Source organism: Micromonospora arida (assembly GCF_042873195.1).
Classification (GTDB): domain Bacteria; phylum Actinomycetota; class Actinomycetes; order Mycobacteriales; family Micromonosporaceae; genus Micromonospora; species Micromonospora arida.
The window spans coordinates 349,344-369,074 of sequence record NZ_JBIALC010000007.1; the positions used below are offsets into that span (position 1 = coordinate 349,344).

Here is a 19,731-nt window from a genome sequence, read left to right on the forward strand (position 1 = left end):
GCGGCGCGGGCCCGTCCGCGTCAGTGCTCGGGCTTGTGCGCCCGGACCAGGATGCGCTGGGCGTGGGCCACGAACGGACCGTGGCGACGGATGTGGTCGTGCAGATCGGCGAGGCGGGCCCGGTAGCGGTCCACGCTGAAGTCCGGCACCGTCCAGATGACTTTGCGGAGGAAGTGCACCACCGCTGCCACGTCGTTGAAGGTGGTCGGCAGCACTTCGTGCCGCAGCTCGTCGATGACCAGGCCGGCGGCTCGCGCGTCGGCGGCGGCGCGGGCCGGGCTGCGTTCGTCGCTGATCTCGCGGGGACCGGTGAGGAACTGGGCCAGCTCCCGGTTCGAGCCGGGGCCGATCTGCTGGGCGAGGTATCGCCCGCCGGGAGTGAGCACCCGTGCGATCTCGTCCCAGAGCACGACGTTGGGGTGCCGGCTCACCACCAGGTCGAACGTCTCGTCGGGGAACGGGAACGGAGCGTCCTCGGCAACGTCGACCACCCGCACGCCGCGCGGTTCGAGCGCGCGCCGGGCAAGCTGGAGGTTGGGTGGCCAGTGTTCGGTGGCCACGGTCACCGGTGGGAATGCTGGCACCTCGGAGAGCACCTCGCCGCCGCCGGTCTGGATGTCCAGCGCGGCGCGGGCCACCCTCATCTGGGCTGCCATGAGTTTCAGATATCCCCAGGACGGCCGCTGTTCTGTCGCGCGGCCGTCGAACCAGGAGAAGTCCCAACCGTCCACTGGTGCGTCGGCGCCTTCGCGGAGCAGATCCTGGAAGGTCGCCGTGTCCTGCATTGCGTCAGGCTGACAGGCCGCAGTGGTGATGGCAAGCGAATGTGGCCAGTGTCGGCGCAGGGTGCATGCAATGACTCCTGTCAGTGATCTGACACCTATTCCGAACGATCTTTCGGCGAGAATTTGTCACGTGGCGGATCTCCTTCGTTTCGAGACTGATCAGGGCGTCCTCCTCGTCGAGGAACACGCTGGCACCGATCTGGAACGGGTCGGTCTGCTCGACCGGATCCGCCCCGCCCGGCAGACGCTGGAAATGGCACTGGCCCACATCAAGCCCGCGCTCGACGCGGCGCTGGGCGTGGTCCGGGGGGTGGCGGTGCGCCCCGATCAGGTGGAGGTCGAGATCGGCGTCACCCTCACCGCGGAGGCTGGCGCCGTCGTCGCCCGCACCAGCGCGCAGGGCCACCTCAAGGTCAAGTTGATCTGGACCTCGCCCGTCCCCGCACTGCCGTCGCCGGCTGAGGACGTGGCCGGCGCCGGCGCGCAGGAGAACGCCGCGCATGACTGACCGCAGCGCCGGCCGTCGGCCGCCGGCCGTCCTGGTCGAGTGGTCGGCGGAGCACCGATGACCGGCACCCGGTCGCTCGCCGGCCGGGTGCGGATACTCGGTGGGCCCTCCTCGTCGGTCGTGGGCGCGGGCATCCAGTTGACCGGTGACCTGGTGCTGACCTGCTGGCATGTCGTCGATGACGGCACCGGGGCGGACCAGCCCCGGATGCTCGTCGACACACCGAGCCACCCCGGCACCCGGGTCGCCGCCGAGGTGACCTGGTCCCGGGGTGTCGGCCCGGCGGGCGACGGCGACCTGGCGGTCCTGCGCTGCGCCACACCGCTGCCGTCCGCCCCCGCCACCCTGGCCGATCGTGGCGACGACGAGTTCGACGTGCGGATCGTGGGTTTTCCGGCCAACACCCCCGCGTCCGTCATGGTGCTGGCGCGGGCCGTCGGTCCGGTCGACGCGGGCACCGGATGGCGTCAACTCGACCGGATCTCCCCTGCCACGGCCGGAATCGACAGAGGGTTCAGTGGTTCCGGGGTGTACGCGCCGGACGGCGCCGTGGTGGGCATGGTGCTGGCCCGCGCGAGCGTCGGCCAGCAGTTGGTCGGCTGGATGTTGCCGGTGGGGCAGTGGCGTGCCCTGCTGCCGACCGGCCTGTTGCCACCTGCCCTGCTGCCGTCCGGCCCGTCGGCGGCCGTCGCCCGGGCGACGCACCGGCCGGCATCCGCGCCACTCTCATTCGCGCAAAAGATGGCGCTGGCTCGACTGCTGGAGGAAATCCCGGTACTCCGGCACCCCGACAGCCGTCAATTGGTCATTCAGTCGCTGCCATCGCACATCAGTCGGATGGTGAACCCATTCGGGCCATTGGGTCTCGACATGTTCGGCCTGATTCGGACGGGCTTAGAGTACGAGGATGGGATCGCAGCTCTCTATCGCGTCCTGCTGTTGACGGAGGGGCCGGCGAGCAGGCCACTGCGGGCCTTCCGTGACCTTGCCGAGAGCCTCGGTCTGCTGACGGGTACGGAGGACAATCGGTGACGACGCCCCGGATGCCCAGCGCCAAGGTGCAAGCCATCTGCGACGCGCTGCTGTCGATGAGTTCGATCAACGACGGGAACACCCGTTCGCTCTACCTCAACGAGGTCGAGGGGGAGTTGCGCAAGCGGCTGTCGGTGCCCCGGCACTCCGAGGTCCGGTACGACGTCTACCTCATCGTGCGCGCCTGCGCGCAGGAGCCCGGCGGCCTGTCGATGCTGTTGCAGGTCATCGCCAACTTCCACCCGGGCGCCGCCGCTGTCACCTCCGCCCAGCAGATCTACCTCTCCTGGCTCCTCGCGCAGTTGCTCACGGACGTCCCGGCCGAGGTGCTGACCGGCGCCGTCGCGGCAGTCGCGGATCGCTCGTTGTCACCAGAGGACCTGCCCGGCCTGGTGGACGCCGTGGGCTGGCAGCCGGTGGGTGACTGGCAGGTCCCGGCCGCCGTGGCGCTGGCGGGCCTGGTCCTCGCCGGTCTCGAGTCGGACAGCAAGCCGTTGGAGCAGTGGTTGCGAGATGCGGCGGCGGCCCTGCTGCTCACCACCGCCGACCTCGACGATGTGCGCGTGGCTGCGAAGGCGCACTGGACGTCGCTACGATCCCCGCACCAGGCGGCGCCGGCCGAGGCCGGTGGAGAGGACCCTGAATCCGACATGCGCAGGACGATCATCATCGAGGAGACGACGCCCCAGCGATCCCGAACGCTCATCCGGGGCGGCGTCCCACCGCGCAACCTGTACTTCACCGGCCGGGAGCGGCAGCTCGTCGAGCTCGACGAACTGCTGTCGTCACAGCACCGGGCCTCGGTGCTGCCGGAAGCGGCGCTGCGCGGTGTCGGTGGGGTCGGCAAGACCCAGCTCGCGGTCGAGTTCGCCTACCGGTACGCGGACCGTTACCAGCTGATCTGGTGGATGGCCGCCGAGGATCTCAGCGCGCTGCGTACCTCGATCGCCGCCCTCGGCGAGCGGCTGGGCCTGGCGGCGAGCGCCAGCCTGGAGCAGACGGTACGGACGGTGCTCGACTCACTGTCGACGAGTTCGCTGAGTTGGCTTCTGGTCTACGACAACGCCGACGACCCGCACGAGCTGGCTCCGCTCATGCCCTCGTCCAACCTCGTCGGCGAACGCGGCCACGTCCTCGTCACGTCGCGGAACATGGCCTGGTCGGCGAGCGCCCTGACCCTGGACGTCGACGTGTTCACCCGAGCCGAGAGCGTGGAACTGCTGCTCAAGCGGCGTCCCGCGACCAGCCCTGAGGACGCCCGCCGGCTCGCCGCGGAGCTTGGCGACCTGCCACTCGCCCTGGAACAAGCCGTCAGTTGGCTGCTCACCATGCTGTCGTCGGTCGACGAATACCTCGTCGACCTCAAGGAACACGCCCGGGAGCTGCTGGGTGAGGGGCAGCCCCGGCAGTACCGGGGCACCGTGTTGACCGTGGTGTCGATGGCCCTCGCCGCAGTACGCGAGCAGAATGCCGCCGCCGCGCAGCTGATCCAGCTACTCGCCTTCCTCAGCCCCGATCCGGTCCCGATGCGCCTGCTCTGGGAGGGGCGCCGCGCCGGGTTGGACGAACCGCTGCGCACCAGCCTTCAGGAGCGCAACGACATAGCCCGGGCCATCCGGCAACTGGCGTCGCTCGGGCTCGCGAAGGCGGACAATGCCAGCCGGCACGTACAGGTGCACCGACTGGTGCAGGCGGTCATCCGGGAAGGGCTCGCCGAGCAGGGCGACGACGGCCCGCTGACGAACGCCCGCCGGTTGCTGGCCGCCGCCAACCCGGGCTTCCCCGACGACCGGAGCACCTGGCCCCGCCATGCCGACATCGCGCCACACGTCCGCGTCGCCGGTCTGATCCACGGTGACCTCGACGCCCGCCGGACGGCGATGGACCAGCTGCGCTACATCTACAACCTGGGTGACTTCGAAGGCTGTCGGGACTTCGCGGAGGAGATCCTGGCCGCCTGGGACCAGCCCGGTCCGGACGGCGAGCGCAGTGACGATCCGCTGACCCTGCTGGCGATGCGACGGTACGCGGATGCTCTGCGGCTGCTCGCCGACCCGCGCGCGGCCGCGTTCGGCCTCGAAGCGCTGGAGCGGATGCGGACGAGCCTCGGTGAGGAACACGAGTACACCCTGGGTGCGGCGAACAGCGTCGGCGCGGACCTGCGGCGCATCGGCGACTTCGCTGCCGCCGCCGACCTGGACCGGCGCAACCTCGACGTGCACCGCCGGGTGCTCGGCGACGGGCATCCGAGCACGCTGCGGGTGATGAACTCGATGGCGATCAACCTCCGCCTGATCGGTGACTTCGAAGGGGCGTACGAGCTCAACCTCGAAGTGGCGCGGCACGCCGGTGCGGCAGCGGAGGACGGCACCTATGCACTGGTGCTGGCCCAGGAGGCCCAGGCGCGCGACCTCTACCTCCTGGGCCGGTACGCCGACGCGCTGGAACTGCTGGACAGCTCCCTGCCGGTGCAGCGGTCGCTGCTGGGCGCGGAGCACCTCACCGTGCTGCGCGCCACCTGCATCCACATCGCCTGCCTGCGCAAGACGGGGCGGCTCGACGCCGCCGTGGCCGAGGGCGCGGCCAACTACCGGCTGGTGACCCGCCGCTTCGGGACCGATCATGTGCTGGCCGCGGAGGCGGGCATGACCTGCGCCAACGCCATGCGCGCGGCGGGCGATGCGACCCAGGCGTACGCCCTGGCCGCCCAGGGGCACGCCACCTTCCGAGCCGTCTTCGGGGAGCGCCATCCGGTCACGCTCTGCGCTGCGGTCAACCTCGGGGTGATCCTGCGGGCTCGCAACTTCGACCGTGAGGCGCGGGAGTTGGGTGCGGCCACCCTGCAGGCGATGGGCGAGGCGTTGCCGCCCACCCATCCGTACCTGCTGAGCGCGCGCACCGCGCAGGCGATCAATTTGGTCCGGTCGCACCGGCTGGAGCAGGCGCAGGTGCTCTCCGAGGCGATCCTCGAGGACTCGCGTCGCCTGCGTGGGCCGGGGCACCCGTACACGCTCTACTGCGCGGTCAACGCGTCGGTCGATCTGATCGAGGTCGGCGAGGAGGATCGGGGCCGCGAGCTGCTCGACGAGGCTGCCGCGGCGCTGGAGGCGTTGTTCGGGCCGGATCATCCGGAGGTGGACGCCGCGCGGGGTCAGCGGCGCATCGAGTGCGACATCGAAACCGTTGGGCTGACCTGACGCCTCGCCCACCGGCGGTGGCCGTACCGAGCTGTGGGTTCATCCGGTGGTGATCGTCGGTCGGCGTGCGCGCTCGGCCTCCGCCACCTCACGCCGCCCGGCTGCGTCGGCGGATGCCGGGACCGGCACGGTGGCCAGTTGGCCGATTCGTTCGGCCAGGCGATCTGCCCAGAGCCGCCCGGCCGAGGTGAGACTTCCAGCCCGGCGGAGCTCGACCAGGGCGCGCTCCAACTGCGCCCGTACCACCGCGAACCGCGCGGTGGCCTGGGCCGCCAGGTCCGGATGGGCGCGCAGCGCGGCCCACACCTCGGCGACGGCCGTGAACGCGTAGGTGCCGTGCAGCAGCCCGCCGATCGGACGCGGGTCAGGACGCCAGGGCGCGAAGTAGTGCGCCGGGTCGGTGGGTTCGTGAAGCTGGACCAGGCCGAGGACAGCGTTGAGTTTGCTGTGTTGCAGCTCGTGCACCATCGTCACGGCCAGGTCCACCGGGTCGAGGTTGGCGTCGGCGGCCAACGCCCCGAAGGCGTCGGCGTGCGTGACACTGTGCCCGCGCTCGGTGCCGTCGGCCAACGGTACGAAGGTGCTGATCCCGGCGGCCACCTCGGCGGCGTGCGTCGGGGCGTACCCGACGAGCAGGTGCCAGGCGTGCCCGACGGACCGTTCCAGCTCCGCGGCCTCCGGTGCGGAGAGCCGGGCGGCGACCGGTAGCCCGAAGCAGTCGCGGTAGGGGTCCAGGTCGTCGACGCGGAGGTCGAGGGTGACCGACTGGTCGGTGAAGCGCCACCAGCGGGTGGGCGTCCATCGGCGCCCGGTCAGGTCGGCCGGCGTCACCGTTGTGCTGCCGCCGCGTCGGCGCAGCACCCCGAGGCCCGGCACGGGCACCAGGCCCGCGCGCGGCGTGACCGGCACCGCCGCGTCCGACCGCCCGCTGAGAGCGGCCGCCGCGAGCGCTGCGAACGGAAGGTAGTCGGGTCGGCCGGTGGCACCGTGCCGGACCCGATCGATCGCCCAGACCGCCAGCCACGGATGATCGAGCAGCACGTCCGCGGCGGCCGGGTCGAGGTGATGGGCCTGGCCGAGCAGGTGCGCCGACGCCGCCAGGGCGTCGTCGGTGTCGGCGAGGCTCTTGAGGACGAGCATCGTCCGGTTGCGTTGCGCGCGCCGCAGAGCGCGGATGGCAGCCGGGCCAGCCCGGCCGTCGGCCAGGCGGGTGAACTCCGAGCGGGTCAGCTGGAGTCGGCGCCGGGGTCGAGGAAGCTGTTCCAGCCGGCTAGCGTCGTCTGCCGGGGACTCTTCAGTGTCGCGACCAGTTCCTCGATCCATCGGGCCAGTTCCGGATCCTCGTCGCGTAGCAGGTGGCTCAGACCCTGCGTCAACACGTCGACCACAACGAGGTGATCAGGTGCGGGTTGCTCAGTCATCGATGTCCCGGGTTGGCGCAGGCGTGCTGACATGAAAACACGTCAACGTCTGTGATCACCATCGGCTTACCGTCCGTCACCGGGGGTTGCCCGTCCCGGGCCGTACCGTCGCCGGCCGTGACCGGCGGCGGTACGGGACCCGCGATCAGCCGGCGGCCGCCTCGGCGGCGGCGTAGTCGCGGGCCACCCGGACCATCTCCACCAGCCCGCCGGCGTACTCCTGGGATTCGCCGTGCGCCTCGTCGAACGGCGGCTGGAAGCCGACGCCCTCCCACTGGTTGGTCGCCGGGTTCCACCGGTCGTTGCCGACCTCGAAGTCCCAGGCGAAGATGCCCAGCTCGTAGTAGAGCTGGTCGGCCGAGTTGCCGGCGGCGGAGTAGAGCACGTCGGCGACCGGTCCGGTCTGCGACGGCCAGGTGACGGTGCCGCGCTCCTGGGCGATGGCGCCGACGATCCGCCGGGCGCTGTTGAGGAACAGCGTCGACTCGTCGATCGACGGTCGCGGCAGGGTGACCCTGCCGTCGGCCCGGTACGCCCCCGGCGGCCACATGAAGTACCCGCCGTAGGAGTGCACGTTCATCGCGAACTTGATGTTCGGGTGGTCCTGAGCGAGCGCGATCACGTTGCCGCTCTCCGCCTCGGACAGCTCGGCGGTGCCCGCATAGTTACCGGACAGGCAGTTGGCGCTGGCGCCCACGTAGCCGTCGAAGTACGACCCGACCGTGTAGTTGCGGTTGATGTCGACGCCCCACGAGGTGCGGTTCTTCGGGTCGCGGGCCGCACCGGTGCAGTGGTTGACGAGGTTCTTGCGCTGGAAGTTGAAGTCGTTGAACGAGTAGTTCGCGCCGTCCGGGTTGACCGTCGGGATGACGAAGATGTCGACCTGCTCCAGCAGCTCACGCGTGGCCGGGTCGGTCCGGGCGTTGGCCAGCATCCGCTCGGCGAACTCCAGCGTCACCAGCGGGGTGGCCCACTCCCGGGCGTGTTCCTGGGAGTACGCGAGAACCCCGACTCGGGAACCGTCCCGGTGTACGCCGAGGCGCAGCGCCTGCACCGTCCACGGCCGTGCCGGCACCTCGGTGCCCTGGAGGCCGTCGTCGAGTCGGGTGGGGCCGGCGACGGGCATCGGCAGCCCGGCCGAGCCGTCCTCGACGATGGCCCGGAACCGGTCCGGCTGACGGGCGTTGATCGCCGCAGCGACCTCGTCGGTGGTGCTCACCGTCTTGCCCGCGGTGTCAGTGGCCAGTGACACGGTGAGGACGCGGTCGCGGTAGCCGACGGTCAGTGGCCGGTTCGCCCGCCCCGGGTCGACCGTCCGCACCTGTACGCCGTTCATGTTCTGGTCGCCGAAGCGGACCGACTCGACCACCAGGGCGGCCACCGCCGGGTCGCCGAGGTAGCCGGCGGCGTTGCGTCGGTATCCCTGGGTCTTGTTCGGCAGGTCGATCACGTCCACCAGGTCCCGGTACTGCCGGGCCAGCCGCTTGATCCGCGCCTGGATGTCCACCGGCGTCAGGTACGCGTCGATGAAGTCCTTCTGGTAACCGGCCGGCAGCGGCGGCGGGGAGGCGTTCGGCCAGAGCGCCGGCGTGACCGCGCGGCTGACCCCGCCGAGGCTGGAGGTGGCGTTCAGCTGAACCGGCCGGTTCGGCACCGGCTGGGGAAGGTTGTAGTGGTACTGGTACTCGCCGGAGTCCTCGAACCGGTACAGCGGGAACGAGCCGGTGGCGCCGTCCGCCGTGCGCCAACTGACGGTGATCTCCACGTCCGGGTCGTCGGTGGCGGTGGTGGCCACCTGGGCCTGAAGGAAGGTCTGCCCACCCGTGGTCCACCAGTACGCCTGCTGCACCTGGAGGGTGTCCACGGCTGTGGCGGCGGTGGTCCGTTGGCCGGCGGCCGGAGCGCGCAGCCCGGCGGCGGTACGGGCCTGAGCCGCGCGGACGCTGTCCCCGTAGTGCCGGTTGCCGTCCCCGGCGCGCTGCACGATCTGCACGGCCGTCGCGCCCTGCGCGGTCAGTTCGCCGAGCTGCGTGCCGTTGAGCACCAGGTCGGCGAGGATCCGCCCGTCGCGGGCGCGGGGTCGGTTGGCCAGGTCCGCGCCGGTGGCGACGAGCCGGTCCAGTTGGGCCTGGTCGCGGAGCTGGACTCGGACCACTGCGGTTTCGGTGGCGCTCAGGGTGATCGGGGCCGGGGCGGCGGGTGCGGCCGCTCCGGAAGCGGGATGGGACAACACTGCGCTGAACAGGATCACTGTGGTGGCGGCAGCTGTCCACCGTCGTCGGACGATCATGTGCCCTCCTGTGACGGACGTCGATGTGCTTGGTCCTTACACCAGTGCACAGATCGACACCTGTCAAGGTGGGCAGGCGTCCTGCACGCCTTTCCGGCGCAGCCGACCCGGGTTAGGCTGACTGATCTTCACAATCCTCTGGCGTCGCGGGCTGCATCAGCTGGCCACCCCGACCGCGATGGCGAGCACACCCGACGCCCTCCTGGTGCACGAGCGCTCGACCCGTCTGGCGTGTCTCGATCCGGCCGACGGCATGGCCCGGTGGGACGTACCGATCGGCACCTGGCCCCGCGCGGTCGTGGCCGACGGGTCGCAGTGCTGGGTGATCAGCCAGGATCGCGACGAACTGCGCTGCCTCGACGTGCTCAGCGGCGAGGTCCGCTGGAGCGCCGAGGTGCCCCGCTTGACGGGCCACATCGTGGTGACCGGTGATCGGGTGCTGGTGGGCGGCTGGCGGGGTTACACGGGGCTGCGGGCGTTCGACAGGTGGACCGGCGCCCTGCTCTGGTCCGACCGCCAGCGGACGGCGACCGTACTGCCGGCCGCTGTGGGCGAGCGGGTGCTCGTCGGGGAGCCAGGCGGCACGTCGGTGCGGCTGTTGGACGCTCACGACGGCAACGAGGTGCACCGCTGGAGCCTGCCGGAACCCCTGGTGGGCCCCGACGGACAGTGGCCCGCGTTCGTGGCGGCCGGTGCGGACCGGTTCCTGGCGCGCTGCGGGGCGCGGACGCTGTGGCAGATTCGTCCGGCATCGGGGACAGCGGGCGAGCTCTTCCGGCACGATCGCGACCTGGCAGATGCGGGGGTCAGCACCGTCGGCTCGGTGGTGTGGGCGCGCGAGCGCCGGGCCGGTGCCGTCGCGCTGGACCTGACCACCGGCGCAGCCCTCTGGCGGGTAACCGCCGGACCGGACTCGGTGGGCCAGGTGGTCCCGGCCGCCGCCGGTCACGTGCTGGCCACCCGGCGACCCGGCATGCTGCTGCTCGTCGACGACACCGGCCGCCCCCGCGAACGCCAGCTGGTCGAGCAGCAGATCAGCGGAGTACGCGTGTTGACGCCGGGTGTCCTGCTCGTGGTCGCCAAGGGCGCACTACTCGCGGTGGACGGCGGCGCGCCGACGGCGTGAGTGCCGCCGGTCGTCCGTTGTAGCCGTCGGACGCCGTTCGGCGTTGATCCCGTGACATGTCCGCGAGTTCCGGAGCAACCTCCTGGGCCAGACCCCGCGTGACTAACTCGAAACAGGGATCGGAGGCCTGAATGAGCGATCGCGACGAGGCGTTCGCCGAGTACTTCGCGGCACGCTCCGGTGCCATGCGCGGCACCGCGTACCTGCTGTGCGGCGACTGGCACCGTGCCGAAGACCTGGTCCAGACCACGTTCGTCAAGCTCTACCGGGTCTGGAACCGGATCTCCCGGCACGAGGTGCTCGACAGCTACGCGCGCCAGATCCTGATCCGGACCTTCCTCGACGAGCGCCGCCGCGGCTGGTGGCGGCGTGAACGGGTGGGTGGCGAGGACGCCGAGCAGGTGGCCCCGCCCGACTCGCCGGAGAGCCGACTGGTGCTGCTCCAGGCGCTGGCCCGGGTGGCACCGCGTCAGCGGGCCGTGCTGGTTCTGCGGTACTGGGAGGACCTGTCTGTCGAGGACGTCGCGGCGCTGCTGGAGTGTTCTCCAGGGACGGTGAAGAGCCAGGCGGCACGCGGGCTCGACACCTTGCGCGGCCTCCTGACACCCACCTACAGCGGGATCGAGATGGGGGAGCGATGAACGAGGAAGAGTTGCGCGAGGGGCTGCGCAGCGAGATGGCGGGCATCACCCCGCCACCACCATTGAGTACGACAGCCGCGCTCCGCGCCGCACGGCGGACGCACTTTCGCCGACGCGCGCTGTGGGCGTCCCTCGGATCCGCGGCTGTCGTGCTGGCGGTCACCGGCTTCGCGGCCGTCGCCACCCCGGACGGTCACGTCTACCAGCCGGCGGGTCAGGGGCCGCTGACCCCTCCGGACGCGTCGGGGGACACCAAGGAGCCGTGGCCGAACGGGCCGGACGGGCAACCGCAGGAGGACCGGACCGCGCGGGCCGGGTCCAAGTACGACCAGGGAGTTCACCTGCTCACCGAAGCTGTCTCGGTCGTACCCTCCGGTTACACCACGCCGGAGGACCCGCCGGGCCGGTCCGCCGAGGAGCGGATGCTGCGGACCCATCAGGCGCAGTTCGAGGCCAAGGTGGACGGCGTCGACGTGTGGAGTTACTCGTCCTCCGTGGCCGTGGCCCAGGGTGAGGGCACCGGTCGCGTGATCGTCGAGGTGCACGACGCCGGCAACCAGCTGCCGACCGAGCCGTGCGACCTGGCCCAGGAATTCTGGGGCATGCGGGGCGCGTGCCAGGTCGAGACCGTCGGAGCCGTGCGGGTCGGCGTGGTGGTCCGACCGGGCGACGACGATCGGCTCGACCAGTGGTCGGCGTACCGGCACCCGGACGGCGTGGTGGTCTTCGTGGCGCAGGGCGTGCGGCTGGACGAGAGCCGGCCGGCGTTGACGAAGCTGCCGTTCTCCGTGCCGCAGTTGGCGGCCCTCGCGGTCGACGAACGGTTCCACCTGAAGTGACACGGCGACTCGGCCTCGCCGAGTAGGTCCAGGTGCCGCCACCGGCGGTTCAGCTGGGCCTTGCTGTGTGTCACAACCGCCGCGACCCGTACGAGCTGCGGCGCGTCTCTCTCAACGGCGCGCAGTGAGGGGCACGAGGACGAGGAGGGCAATTCCGAGCGTGGCGGCACCGACCGCCCACCACCAGAAGAACCCGGCGAACACCGAGGCGACCAGGAGGCCCACGCCGAGGCCAGCCAGCAGGCCGAGTGCGAACAGGGCCCGCGGGGGGAGGGTGAGGTACGGGAGGCGTCGTACCACCAGCACCTCCAGCCAGGTGCCGCCCAGTGCCAGCAGCCCTGCGCCGATCCCGTCGACGGCGGACAGCCCGTGACCCTCGCTGATGGGCACGAGAACCCTGCCCTCGTCGCCCGCCGGGACGAAGAGGACGAGCACGCCGGCGACGATGAGCAGAGCGGCAGTGTGGACCTGCCTGCGCGGGGCGCCCTCACCATCGGGTGACATCGCTACAGTCTCGGCCGCCCGTCATCGTTTGCACAGGAGCCGTATCGGCGAACTCCGAACTTCTGACGCCCCGGCTGGTCGGCTGTCAGCCCGCTCGACGGTTTGGGAGGCGCGCCAGTCAGCTCTCGAAGGTCCGGCGACGCCCTTCTCGGCTGGTCAGCCACGCCGCGACAGTAATGCACGTCCCTCGATGCGCTGACTGCACGCCCTGCCATGACCAGCGGATCTCCTCGTCGGACGGTCGTGGACCGTCCAGCCTCCCCGGACAGGGGCAGGGCGCCATCGGCGGTTGGGTAGGCGACGCTCACGTGGGGCGGGTGCCGGCTGGGGTCCTCCGGGACCTGGTCCTCACCGACGATGCGGCCGAGTGCGGCCCGGGTTGCGGCGCGGGTAGCGGCGCGCAAGATCCAGATCCAGGATGGGGGAGAGGGGAAAGGCCCAGGTGCCGCGATCATGCGGTCTGCCTGGGCCTTCGTGCGTGGAGCGGGCGACGAGAATCGAACTCGCGTAGTCAGTTTGGAAGACTGAAGCTCTACCATTGAGCTACGCCCGCGTGCATCCCGCCGAAGCAGGACGCGCCCCTAGCGTACCCAATGTCGACGCCCGACGCGTAACCGCGTCGCCGCCTCGCGGTGCCGCGTCGTCCGCGACCCGGCGGCACCGCGACCCAAGATCCGCACAGCATTCGGGATGTAGTGGCCTCGCCGTGCCAGGAGACCACTACATCCGTGAAGTTGTGCGGATCTTCGACTGGTCTGCGGACCTTGGCGGCGCGTGGGTGGAGCGGAATGGTAATTTTCGGGTGATGTGTCCGGGTGGTGGATGCCCCGGCACCGACTGAGGCGTGGCGACGGCATAGACTGCACGTCGCCACGGGGTGTGGCGCAGCTTGGTAGCGCACTCGCTTTGGGAGCGAGGGGCCGTGGGTTCAAATCCCGCCACCCCGACTGTCGTCCGCGGCCGGGCCGCCCCGGGTGCCGCCCAGTGCGGTCCCCGGGCGATGCCGGAGCGTCAGGCCGGCTCGCCTACACTCGATGGGCTGAATCACGCCCAGACTCAACTGAGATCCGTCAAGGAGTACGCCTGTGAAGAGCACCGTCGAGACTCTGAGCCCGACGCGCGTGCGGCTCGCCATCGAGGTGCCGTTCGTCGAGCTCGAGCCGAGCCTCAAGAAGGCGTACCGGGAGATCGGTTCGCAGGTCCAGGTTCCGGGCTTCCGCCGGGGCAAGGTGCCGACCGCGGTGATCGACCAGCGGGTGGGCCGGGGCACCGTCCTCAACGAGGCGGTCCAGGAGGCCATCCCGGAGAACATCCTCGCCGCGGTGCGCGAGCACGACCTGAAGACGCTGGGGCGCCCGGAGGTCGAGATCACCGAGTTCAACGACGGTGACTCGCTGAACTTCACGGCCGAGGTCGACGTCCGCCCGGAGATCACCATCCCGGACGCGAGCACCCTCGAGGTGACCGTCGACGAGCTGCAGATCGACGAGAGCGAGATCGACGAGCAGGTGAAGAACCTGCGCGAGCGTTTCGCGACCCTCAAGACCGTCGAGCGGGCCGCCGCCGAGGGCGACTACGTCCAGATCGACCTGAACGCCACCGTCGACGGCGAGGACGTGCCCGGCGGCCAGGCGAGCAACATCTCCCACGAGGTGGGCAGCAAGCAGCTCCTGCCGGGCCTGGACGAGGCCGTGGTCGGCCTCGCCGCCGGTGACGACACCACCTTCACCACCCAGCTGGTCGGCGGCGACTTCGCCGGTCGGGACGCCGACGTGGCGGTGACCGTGCGCACGGTCAAGGAGAAGGAGCTGCCGGAGCTGAACGACGAGTTCGCCCAGATGGCGAGCGAGTTCGACACGATCGAGGAGCTGCGCGGCGACCTGCGGAACCGGGTCACCCAGGGCAAGCAGGTCGAGCAGATCTACGCCGCTCGGGACAAGGCCCTGGCCCAGCTCGTCGAGGCCGCCGAGATCCCGGCCCCGGAGGGTGTCGTCCGCGAGGAGGTCGAGAGCCGCAAGCAGGCGATGGTCGACCAGCTGGAGCGGATCGGCGCCTCGATGGAGGAGTACCTCGCGGCCGAGGACAAGACCGAGGAGCAGATCGACGCCGAGCTGACCGAGGCGGCGACCGAGGGCGTCAAGGTCCAGCTCCTGCTGGACACGCTCGCCGACGCGGAGGACGTGCAGGTCTCCGACGACGAGTTCGGGCACGAGATCGTGCACCGGGCGCAGCGTGCCGGGATGGCCCCGCAGCAGTACTACGACCAGCTGGTGCGCTCCGGCGCGGCCGCCGCGGTCTTCGGCGACGTGCGGCGGGGCAAGGCGCTCGCGGCCGTCATGGAGAAGATCACGATCAAGGACTCGGCCGGCAACGGGATCACCCTCGACGCCCTGCGCGCCGCGAACGAGGCGGAGCACAACCACGACCACTGATCGTCGGGTGCGGCCGCCGTCCGCCGCTGAGCGGCAGACGGCGGCCGTTTCCCTTTCCGGGTACGTCCGGGCAGCAAGCACTGCCGGGTACGCCCGGAAGCCCGCGCCGCGGGTACGCCCGACACAGCTGCGCTGAGAGCGAACACTGCCCCGACCGGGACTCTGCCGCCCGGCACAGCGGTTAGTGTCGGGAAAGACGGTACGGAGAGCGAAGGGCTGCCATGACCGACATGCACATCCCCAAGAAGTCGCTCCGGGCGATTGACGCGCGCGGTGGCGACTCCATTGGCAACCTCGACGACTCGGTCTACAACCGGTTGCTCAAGGAACGCATCATCTTCCTGGGCAGTGAGGTGACCGACCAGGTCGCCAACCGCATCTGCGCGCAGCTGCTGCTGCTCGCCGCGGAGGACCCGGACCGCGACATCAACCTGTGGATCAACTCGCCGGGTGGCTCGGTCTACTCCGGCATGGCGATCTACGACACCATGCAGTTCATCGACAACGACGTGTCGACCGTGGCGATGGGCATGGCTGCCTCGATGGGTCAGCTGCTGCTCTGCGCGGGCACCAAGGGCAAGCGGTACGCCCTGCCCCACGCACGGATCATGATGCACCAGCCGTCCGGTGGTCTGGGCGGCACGGCGTCCGACATCGCCATCCAGGCGGAGCAGATGCTCTACACGAAGCGGATGTTCCAGGAGCGGGTCGCGCACCACACCGGCCAGAGCCAGTCGCAGATCGAGGCCGACTCGGACCGGGACCGTTGGTTCACCGCCCAGGAGGCCATGGACTACGGCTTCATCGACAAGGTGATCATCGGAGCCGCACAGGTTCCGGATGGCGCCGGGACCCTGAGCTGAGGAGCTGACGATGACCGATCTGAGCCTGCCGCCCCAGTTCGCGGCCGTGCACAACCGCTACGTGCTGCCGTCGTTCGTCGAGCGCACGTCGTACGGGGTCAAGGAGTCGAACCCGTACAACAAGCTCTTCGAGGACCGGATCATCTTCCTCGGCGTCCAGGTGGACGACGCGTCGGCCAACGACGTGATGGCCCAGCTGCTGACGCTCGAGGGCACCGACCCGGACCGCGACATCATCATGTACATCAACTCGCCGGGTGGTTCGTTCACCGCCATGACGGCGATCTACGACACCATGCAGTACGTCCGTCCGGACATCTCGACGGTCTGCCTCGGGCAGGCGGCGAGCGCGGCGGCGGTGCTGCTCTCGGCGGGCACTCCGGGTAAGCGGATGGCTCTGCCGAACTCGCGGATCATCATCCACCAGCCGGCCACCGAGGGCGGCTACGGGCAGGGCTCGGACATCGAGATCCAGGCCCGGGAGATCCTGCGGATGCGTACGCAGCTGGAGGACATGCTGTCCCGCCACTGCAACCGCCCGATCGAGCAGGTTCGTAAGGACATCGACCGTGACAAGATCATGACGGCCGAGGAGTCCAAGGAGTACGGGCTGGTCGACACGATCCTGACCAGTCGCAAGAAGGGTCTGCTGGCGGCCAACGCCGCCCGCTGAGCTGTACCGGGTCAGAGGTTGGCCGGGGCTCCGTTCCCGGCCGACCTCTGACACACCCGTTTTGGGGGTCGGAGAATGCCCCGCCAGCGGGTAACGTCGGGTCCGTACCGCTTCGCCGGTTGGGCCGGCGGCGCGAACTAAGCCGGGCGGCGCGCAACGTCCGCAGGTCAGGGCCGGGTCTCCGGCCGATGAGTGCAGGGAGAACGTAGGTGGCACGGATCGGTGACGGCGGCGACCTACTGAAATGCTCCTTCTGCGGCAAGTCGCAGAAGCAGGTCAAGAAGCTCATCGCGGGCCCAGGGGTCTACATCTGCGACGAGTGCATCGATCTCTGCAACGAGATCATCGAAGAGGAGCTGGCCGAGTCCGGCGAGGTGAAGTGGGAAGAGCTTCCCAAGCCGATGGAGATCTGCCAGTTCCTCGACACCTACGTGGTGGGTCAGGATCAGGCCAAGAAGGCGCTCGCCGTAGCGGTCTACAACCACTACAAGCGGATCCAGGCCGAGGCGGCTGGCGCGCCGGGCTCCGGCAGTGACGCCGTCGAGCTGGCCAAGTCCAACATCCTGCTGCTCGGCCCGACGGGGTGCGGCAAGACCCACCTGGCGCAGACCCTCGCCCGGATGTTGAACGTCCCGTTCGCCATCGCCGACGCCACCGCGCTGACCGAGGCGGGCTACGTGGGCGAGGACGTCGAGAACATCCTCCTCAAGCTGATCCAGGCCGCCGACTACGACATCAAGCGCGCCGAGACCGGCATCATCTACATCGACGAGGTCGACAAGATCGCCCGCAAGTCGGAGAATCCGTCGATCACGCGGGACGTCTCCGGTGAGGGCGTGCAGCAGGCCCTGCTCAAGATGCTCGAGGGCACGGTGGCCAACGTGCCGCCGCAGGGTGGCCGTAAGCACCCACACCAGGAGTTCATCCAGATCGACACCACGAACGTGCTGTTCATCTGTGGTGGCGCGTTCGCCGGCCTCGACCAGATCATCGAGTCCCGCACCGGGCAGGGCGGCACCGGCTTCGGTGCCCGACTCCGGTCGGTCTCCGAGCGGTCGACCGACGACATCTTCAGCCAGGTCATGCCCGAAGACATGCTCAAGTTCGGGCTGATCCCCGAGTTCGTCGGCCGGCTGCCGGTGATCACCAACGTTCGCAGCCTGGACCGCAGCGCCCTCGTTCGGATCCTCACCGAGCCGCGCAACGCCCTGGTCCGGCAGTACCAGCGCCTGTTCGAGCTGGACGGTGTCGAGCTCGAGTTCGACGAGCCGGCGCTGGAAGCCATCGCCGATCAGGCGATGCTGCGGGGCACCGGTGCCCGTGGCCTGCGGGCCATCATCGAGGAGGTTCTGCTCTCCGCGATGTACGAGGTGCCGAGCAACCCCGACGCCGCCCGCGTGCTGATCACCCGCGAGGTTGTCCTGGAGAACGTCAACCCGACGATCGTGCCGCGTGAGTTCACCGGGCGCCGGGCTCGGCGCGACCGCGAAGAGAAGTCCGCCTGATCCTTCCCGCGTCACGCCGGCCGCTCGATCCTGAGCGGCCGGCGTGATCGTGTTCGACGCCGGTTGCCCGTGACCACCACCCGTGCCGGCCAGACTGTGACGCTGTCCGTCAGAGCCCTCCACCCGTACCCTTTGCTCATGCGTGTCGCCGTCTGCCAGCTGAACGCCCGGGACGACCGTAAGGCCAACCTGGCGGCCGCGGAGGCCCTACTGGAGCGCGCCGCCGCCGGCGGCGCGGATCTCGCCGTCCTCCCGGAGTACGTCGACTACCTGGGTCCTGCCGCTGGGCTGCCCGAACCGGAGCCGGTCGACGGCGAGGTGGGCAGTTTCTTCGCCGGGGTCGCCCGGCGGCTCGGGATCTGGTTGGTGGCCGGTTCGTTCCACGAGGCCGGCCCGGACCCGGACCACACCTGGAACACCTCGCTGGTCTTCGACCGTTCCGGCAGCCTGGCCGCGAGCTATCGCAAGATCCACCTGTACGACGTGGAGATCCCCGGACGGGTCTCCTACCGGGAGTCGGCGAGTGTCGCGCCCGGGGTCCAACCGGTGGTGGTCGACGTCGAAGGGCTGCGGGTCGGCCTGTCGATCTGCTACGACCTGCGTTTCCCGGAGCTGTACCGGCTGCTCGCCTCCGATGGCGGCGCGCAGCTGCTGGTGGTTCCGGCCGCGTTCATGATGCACACCGGCCGGGACCACTGGGAGGTCCTGCTGCGGGCCAGGGCTATCGAGAACCAGTGTTTCGTGGCGGCGGCCGGTCAGACCGGCGACCACGAGCCAGGTCGCACCTGCTTCGGCCGCAGCATGGTGGTCGACCCGTGGGGGACGGTCATCGGCCAGGTGCCGGACGGCCCCGGGGTCTCCGTCGTCGACCTGGACCTGGACCGGCTCGACACGATCCGCGCCGAGCTGCCCAGCCTGGCCAACCGCCGGCTCTGAGCTGCCCGGCCTGGCCAACCGCCGGTTCTGAGCTGCCCGGCCTGGCCGGCCGCCGGTTCTGAGCTGCCCGGTCTGGCCGGCCGCCGGCTTTGAACCTCAGCCCTCCAGCAGGACGCCGATCACCGCGAACCCGGCGATGGCCGCGGCGGTGACCAGCAGCGCCGTGGTCATCCGGGACCTGCCCCGTCGGGCCAGTCGTCCCACCGAGAGCACAAGTACGACCAGCACGACCGTGCCGATCACCACCTGCCAGAACGGCCCGATGAGGCCGAGCAGCGCCTCCTCGGCGAACACCCTGGCGCCGTGCCCGGACTCATCCATGACTGACACTCTGGCACGTCGAGGTGGCCCGCGTCCTCGGCTGTGCCGGGGAGACGAGGTGCCCGCGTCCTCGGGCTGCGCCAGGGCCGGCGGGCGCACTTCGCCCGAACCAGTGATGAACCCTGATTTGCCTTCTCCGGGCCGTCCGCGTAACTTTCTCTCTGCACGGGGGAGGCCGGACAAACCGGCCGAGAACGGGCGCCAGGCTCGTGGCGGGAACGCCGAGCGAGACTGAGGATCGGGCGGTGCGGAACACTCCGGAAACGGGGTTGCGAACGCGGAACCGACCGGGTAGAGTTTCGAAGCCGGCAGGAGCCGGGCGGAGAGCCGCGAAGCGGCGATCGGCCGGTCTGCGGCTTCCCACGACAGAAACGAACGTCGGCAACGACGTGCGTCATCGTGGACTCGAGCAAGCAAGACTATCCGCGTTATCGGGTTGAAGCATGACGAACCGCGAAATATCGGTTTGACAGGGCGGAAACGAGCGGGTAACGTAGTAAAAGTGCCTGGCGCTGATAGCGCTGGACATGGTACGGAAAAGCCCCGGTTGGGGTTCCACTGTGGTGGGGCTTCTGGTCGGTGTGTGGTTGTTCTTTGAGAACTCAACAGGGTGCTTGTAAAGCCAGTGCCAATTATGATTTATACCCCGGACTGGTCA

Annotated in this window: 17 protein-coding genes and 2 tRNA genes; 12 read left to right on the top strand and 7 right to left on the bottom strand. The window is 70.0% G+C overall.

The genetic code is table 11. The features are described from left to right. Positions 1-20: 20 nt before the first annotated feature. The gene (locus ACFYP0_RS22505; RefSeq protein WP_355501095.1) at positions 21-785 is read right to left on the bottom strand and encodes a class I SAM-dependent methyltransferase; all 765 of its coding nucleotides are present in this window, start codon (positions 783-785) and stop codon (positions 21-23) included. Between the two features lie 70 nt (positions 786-855). On the opposite strand from ACFYP0_RS22505, the gene ACFYP0_RS22510 reads away from it, so the two are divergent. The 3 genes from ACFYP0_RS22510 to fxsT are packed head-to-tail and all read left to right on the top strand — an operon-like array spanning position 856 to position 5,522. Then, positions 856-1,293, top strand: a complete 438-nt coding sequence (locus tag ACFYP0_RS22510) for a CU044_2847 family protein (protein WP_124856697.1) — start codon at positions 856-858, stop codon at positions 1,291-1,293. A gap of 57 nt (positions 1,294-1,350) precedes the next feature. Then, complete coding sequence (locus tag ACFYP0_RS22515) at positions 1,351-2,325, top strand: trypsin-like peptidase domain-containing protein (protein WP_355501098.1); 975 nt, start codon at positions 1,351-1,353, stop codon at positions 2,323-2,325. Then, on the top strand, positions 2,322-5,522 hold the full coding sequence (gene fxsT, locus ACFYP0_RS22520) for an FxSxx-COOH system tetratricopeptide repeat protein (protein WP_355501101.1): 3,201 nt from the start codon (positions 2,322-2,324) through the stop codon (positions 5,520-5,522). The genes ACFYP0_RS22515 and fxsT overlap by 4 nt, the downstream gene beginning before the upstream one ends. Before the next feature lie 39 nt (positions 5,523-5,561). Here fxsT and ACFYP0_RS22525 read toward each other — a convergent pair whose 3' ends face one another. The 3 genes from ACFYP0_RS22525 to ACFYP0_RS22535 form a co-directional block, all read right to left on the bottom strand. Next, entirely contained in the window at positions 5,562-6,662 is a 1,101-nt protein-coding gene (locus ACFYP0_RS22525; RefSeq protein WP_357010102.1) for an aKG-HExxH-type peptide beta-hydroxylase, read from the bottom strand. A gap of 86 nt (positions 6,663-6,748) precedes the next feature. After that, positions 6,749-6,943 (bottom strand): hypothetical protein, encoded by a 195-nt coding sequence (locus tag ACFYP0_RS22530; RefSeq protein WP_146765853.1) that lies wholly within the window; start codon positions 6,941-6,943, stop codon positions 6,749-6,751. Positions 6,944-7,088: 145 nt separating this feature from the next. Further along, complete coding sequence (locus ACFYP0_RS22535) at positions 7,089-9,233, bottom strand: M14 family zinc carboxypeptidase (RefSeq protein ID WP_357010099.1); 2,145 nt, start codon at positions 9,231-9,233, stop codon at positions 7,089-7,091. Between the two features lie 178 nt (positions 9,234-9,411). Here ACFYP0_RS22535 and ACFYP0_RS22540 point away from each other — a divergent pair, with 178 nt between their 5' ends. The 3 genes from ACFYP0_RS22540 (at position 9,412) to ACFYP0_RS22550 (ending at position 11,839) form a co-directional block, all read left to right on the top strand. Then, complete coding sequence (locus ACFYP0_RS22540; protein WP_357010096.1) at positions 9,412-10,359, top strand: outer membrane protein assembly factor BamB family protein; 948 nt, start codon at positions 9,412-9,414, stop codon at positions 10,357-10,359. Positions 10,360-10,490: 131 nt separating this feature from the next. Next, entirely contained in the window at positions 10,491-11,000 is a 510-nt protein-coding gene (locus ACFYP0_RS22545) for a SigE family RNA polymerase sigma factor (RefSeq protein ID WP_386997461.1), read from the top strand. Beyond that, positions 10,997-11,839 carry a hypothetical protein gene (locus ACFYP0_RS22550; RefSeq protein ID WP_355501116.1) on the top strand — a complete coding sequence of 281 codons (843 nt, stop codon included), beginning with the start codon at positions 10,997-10,999 and terminating at the stop codon, positions 11,837-11,839. Before ACFYP0_RS22545 ends, ACFYP0_RS22550 begins: the two co-directional genes overlap by 4 nt. A gap of 111 nt (positions 11,840-11,950) precedes the next feature. On the opposite strand, the gene ACFYP0_RS22555 is transcribed toward ACFYP0_RS22550, so the two are convergent. Both ACFYP0_RS22555 and ACFYP0_RS22560 read right to left on the bottom strand, forming a co-directional pair. After that, on the bottom strand, positions 11,951-12,343 hold the full coding sequence (locus ACFYP0_RS22555) for a hypothetical protein (RefSeq protein ID WP_356978229.1): 393 nt from the start codon (positions 12,341-12,343) through the stop codon (positions 11,951-11,953). Positions 12,344-12,822: 479 nt separating this feature from the next. Beyond that, positions 12,823-12,896: transfer RNA gene (locus ACFYP0_RS22560), tRNA-Gly, on the bottom strand. A gap of 320 nt (positions 12,897-13,216) precedes the next feature. On the opposite strand from ACFYP0_RS22560, the gene ACFYP0_RS22565 reads away from it, so the two are divergent. The 6 genes from ACFYP0_RS22565 to ACFYP0_RS22590 all read left to right on the top strand — a co-directional run bounded on the left by ACFYP0_RS22565 (position 13,217) and on the right by ACFYP0_RS22590 (position 18,752). Further along, a tRNA-Pro gene (locus ACFYP0_RS22565) sits at positions 13,217-13,290 on the top strand. A gap of 138 nt (positions 13,291-13,428) precedes the next feature. Then, positions 13,429-14,775: a trigger factor gene (tig, locus tag ACFYP0_RS22570; RefSeq protein WP_124856715.1), complete on the top strand. Its 1,347-nt coding sequence runs from the start codon at positions 13,429-13,431 to the stop codon at positions 14,773-14,775. 221 nt (positions 14,776-14,996) lie between these two features. Next, complete coding sequence (locus ACFYP0_RS22575; protein ID WP_007464111.1) at positions 14,997-15,638, top strand: ATP-dependent Clp protease proteolytic subunit; 642 nt, start codon at positions 14,997-14,999, stop codon at positions 15,636-15,638. Positions 15,639-15,648: 10 nt separating this feature from the next. Continuing rightward, complete coding sequence (locus tag ACFYP0_RS22580; protein ID WP_030333536.1) at positions 15,649-16,311, top strand: ATP-dependent Clp protease proteolytic subunit; 663 nt, start codon at positions 15,649-15,651, stop codon at positions 16,309-16,311. Positions 16,312-16,520: 209 nt separating this feature from the next. Beyond that, on the top strand, positions 16,521-17,816 hold the full coding sequence (gene clpX, locus ACFYP0_RS22585; protein WP_030333537.1) for an ATP-dependent Clp protease ATP-binding subunit ClpX: 1,296 nt from the start codon (positions 16,521-16,523) through the stop codon (positions 17,814-17,816). Positions 17,817-17,954: 138 nt separating this feature from the next. Further along, entirely contained in the window at positions 17,955-18,752 is a 798-nt protein-coding gene (locus tag ACFYP0_RS22590; RefSeq protein ID WP_356978225.1) for a carbon-nitrogen hydrolase family protein, read from the top strand. Positions 18,753-18,848: 96 nt separating this feature from the next. Here ACFYP0_RS22590 and ACFYP0_RS22595 read toward each other — a convergent pair whose 3' ends face one another. Then, positions 18,849-19,073, bottom strand: coding sequence for a hypothetical protein (locus ACFYP0_RS22595; RefSeq protein WP_124856719.1), 225 nt, complete (start codon positions 19,071-19,073; stop codon positions 18,849-18,851). Between the last annotated feature and the right edge of the window lie 658 nt (positions 19,074-19,731).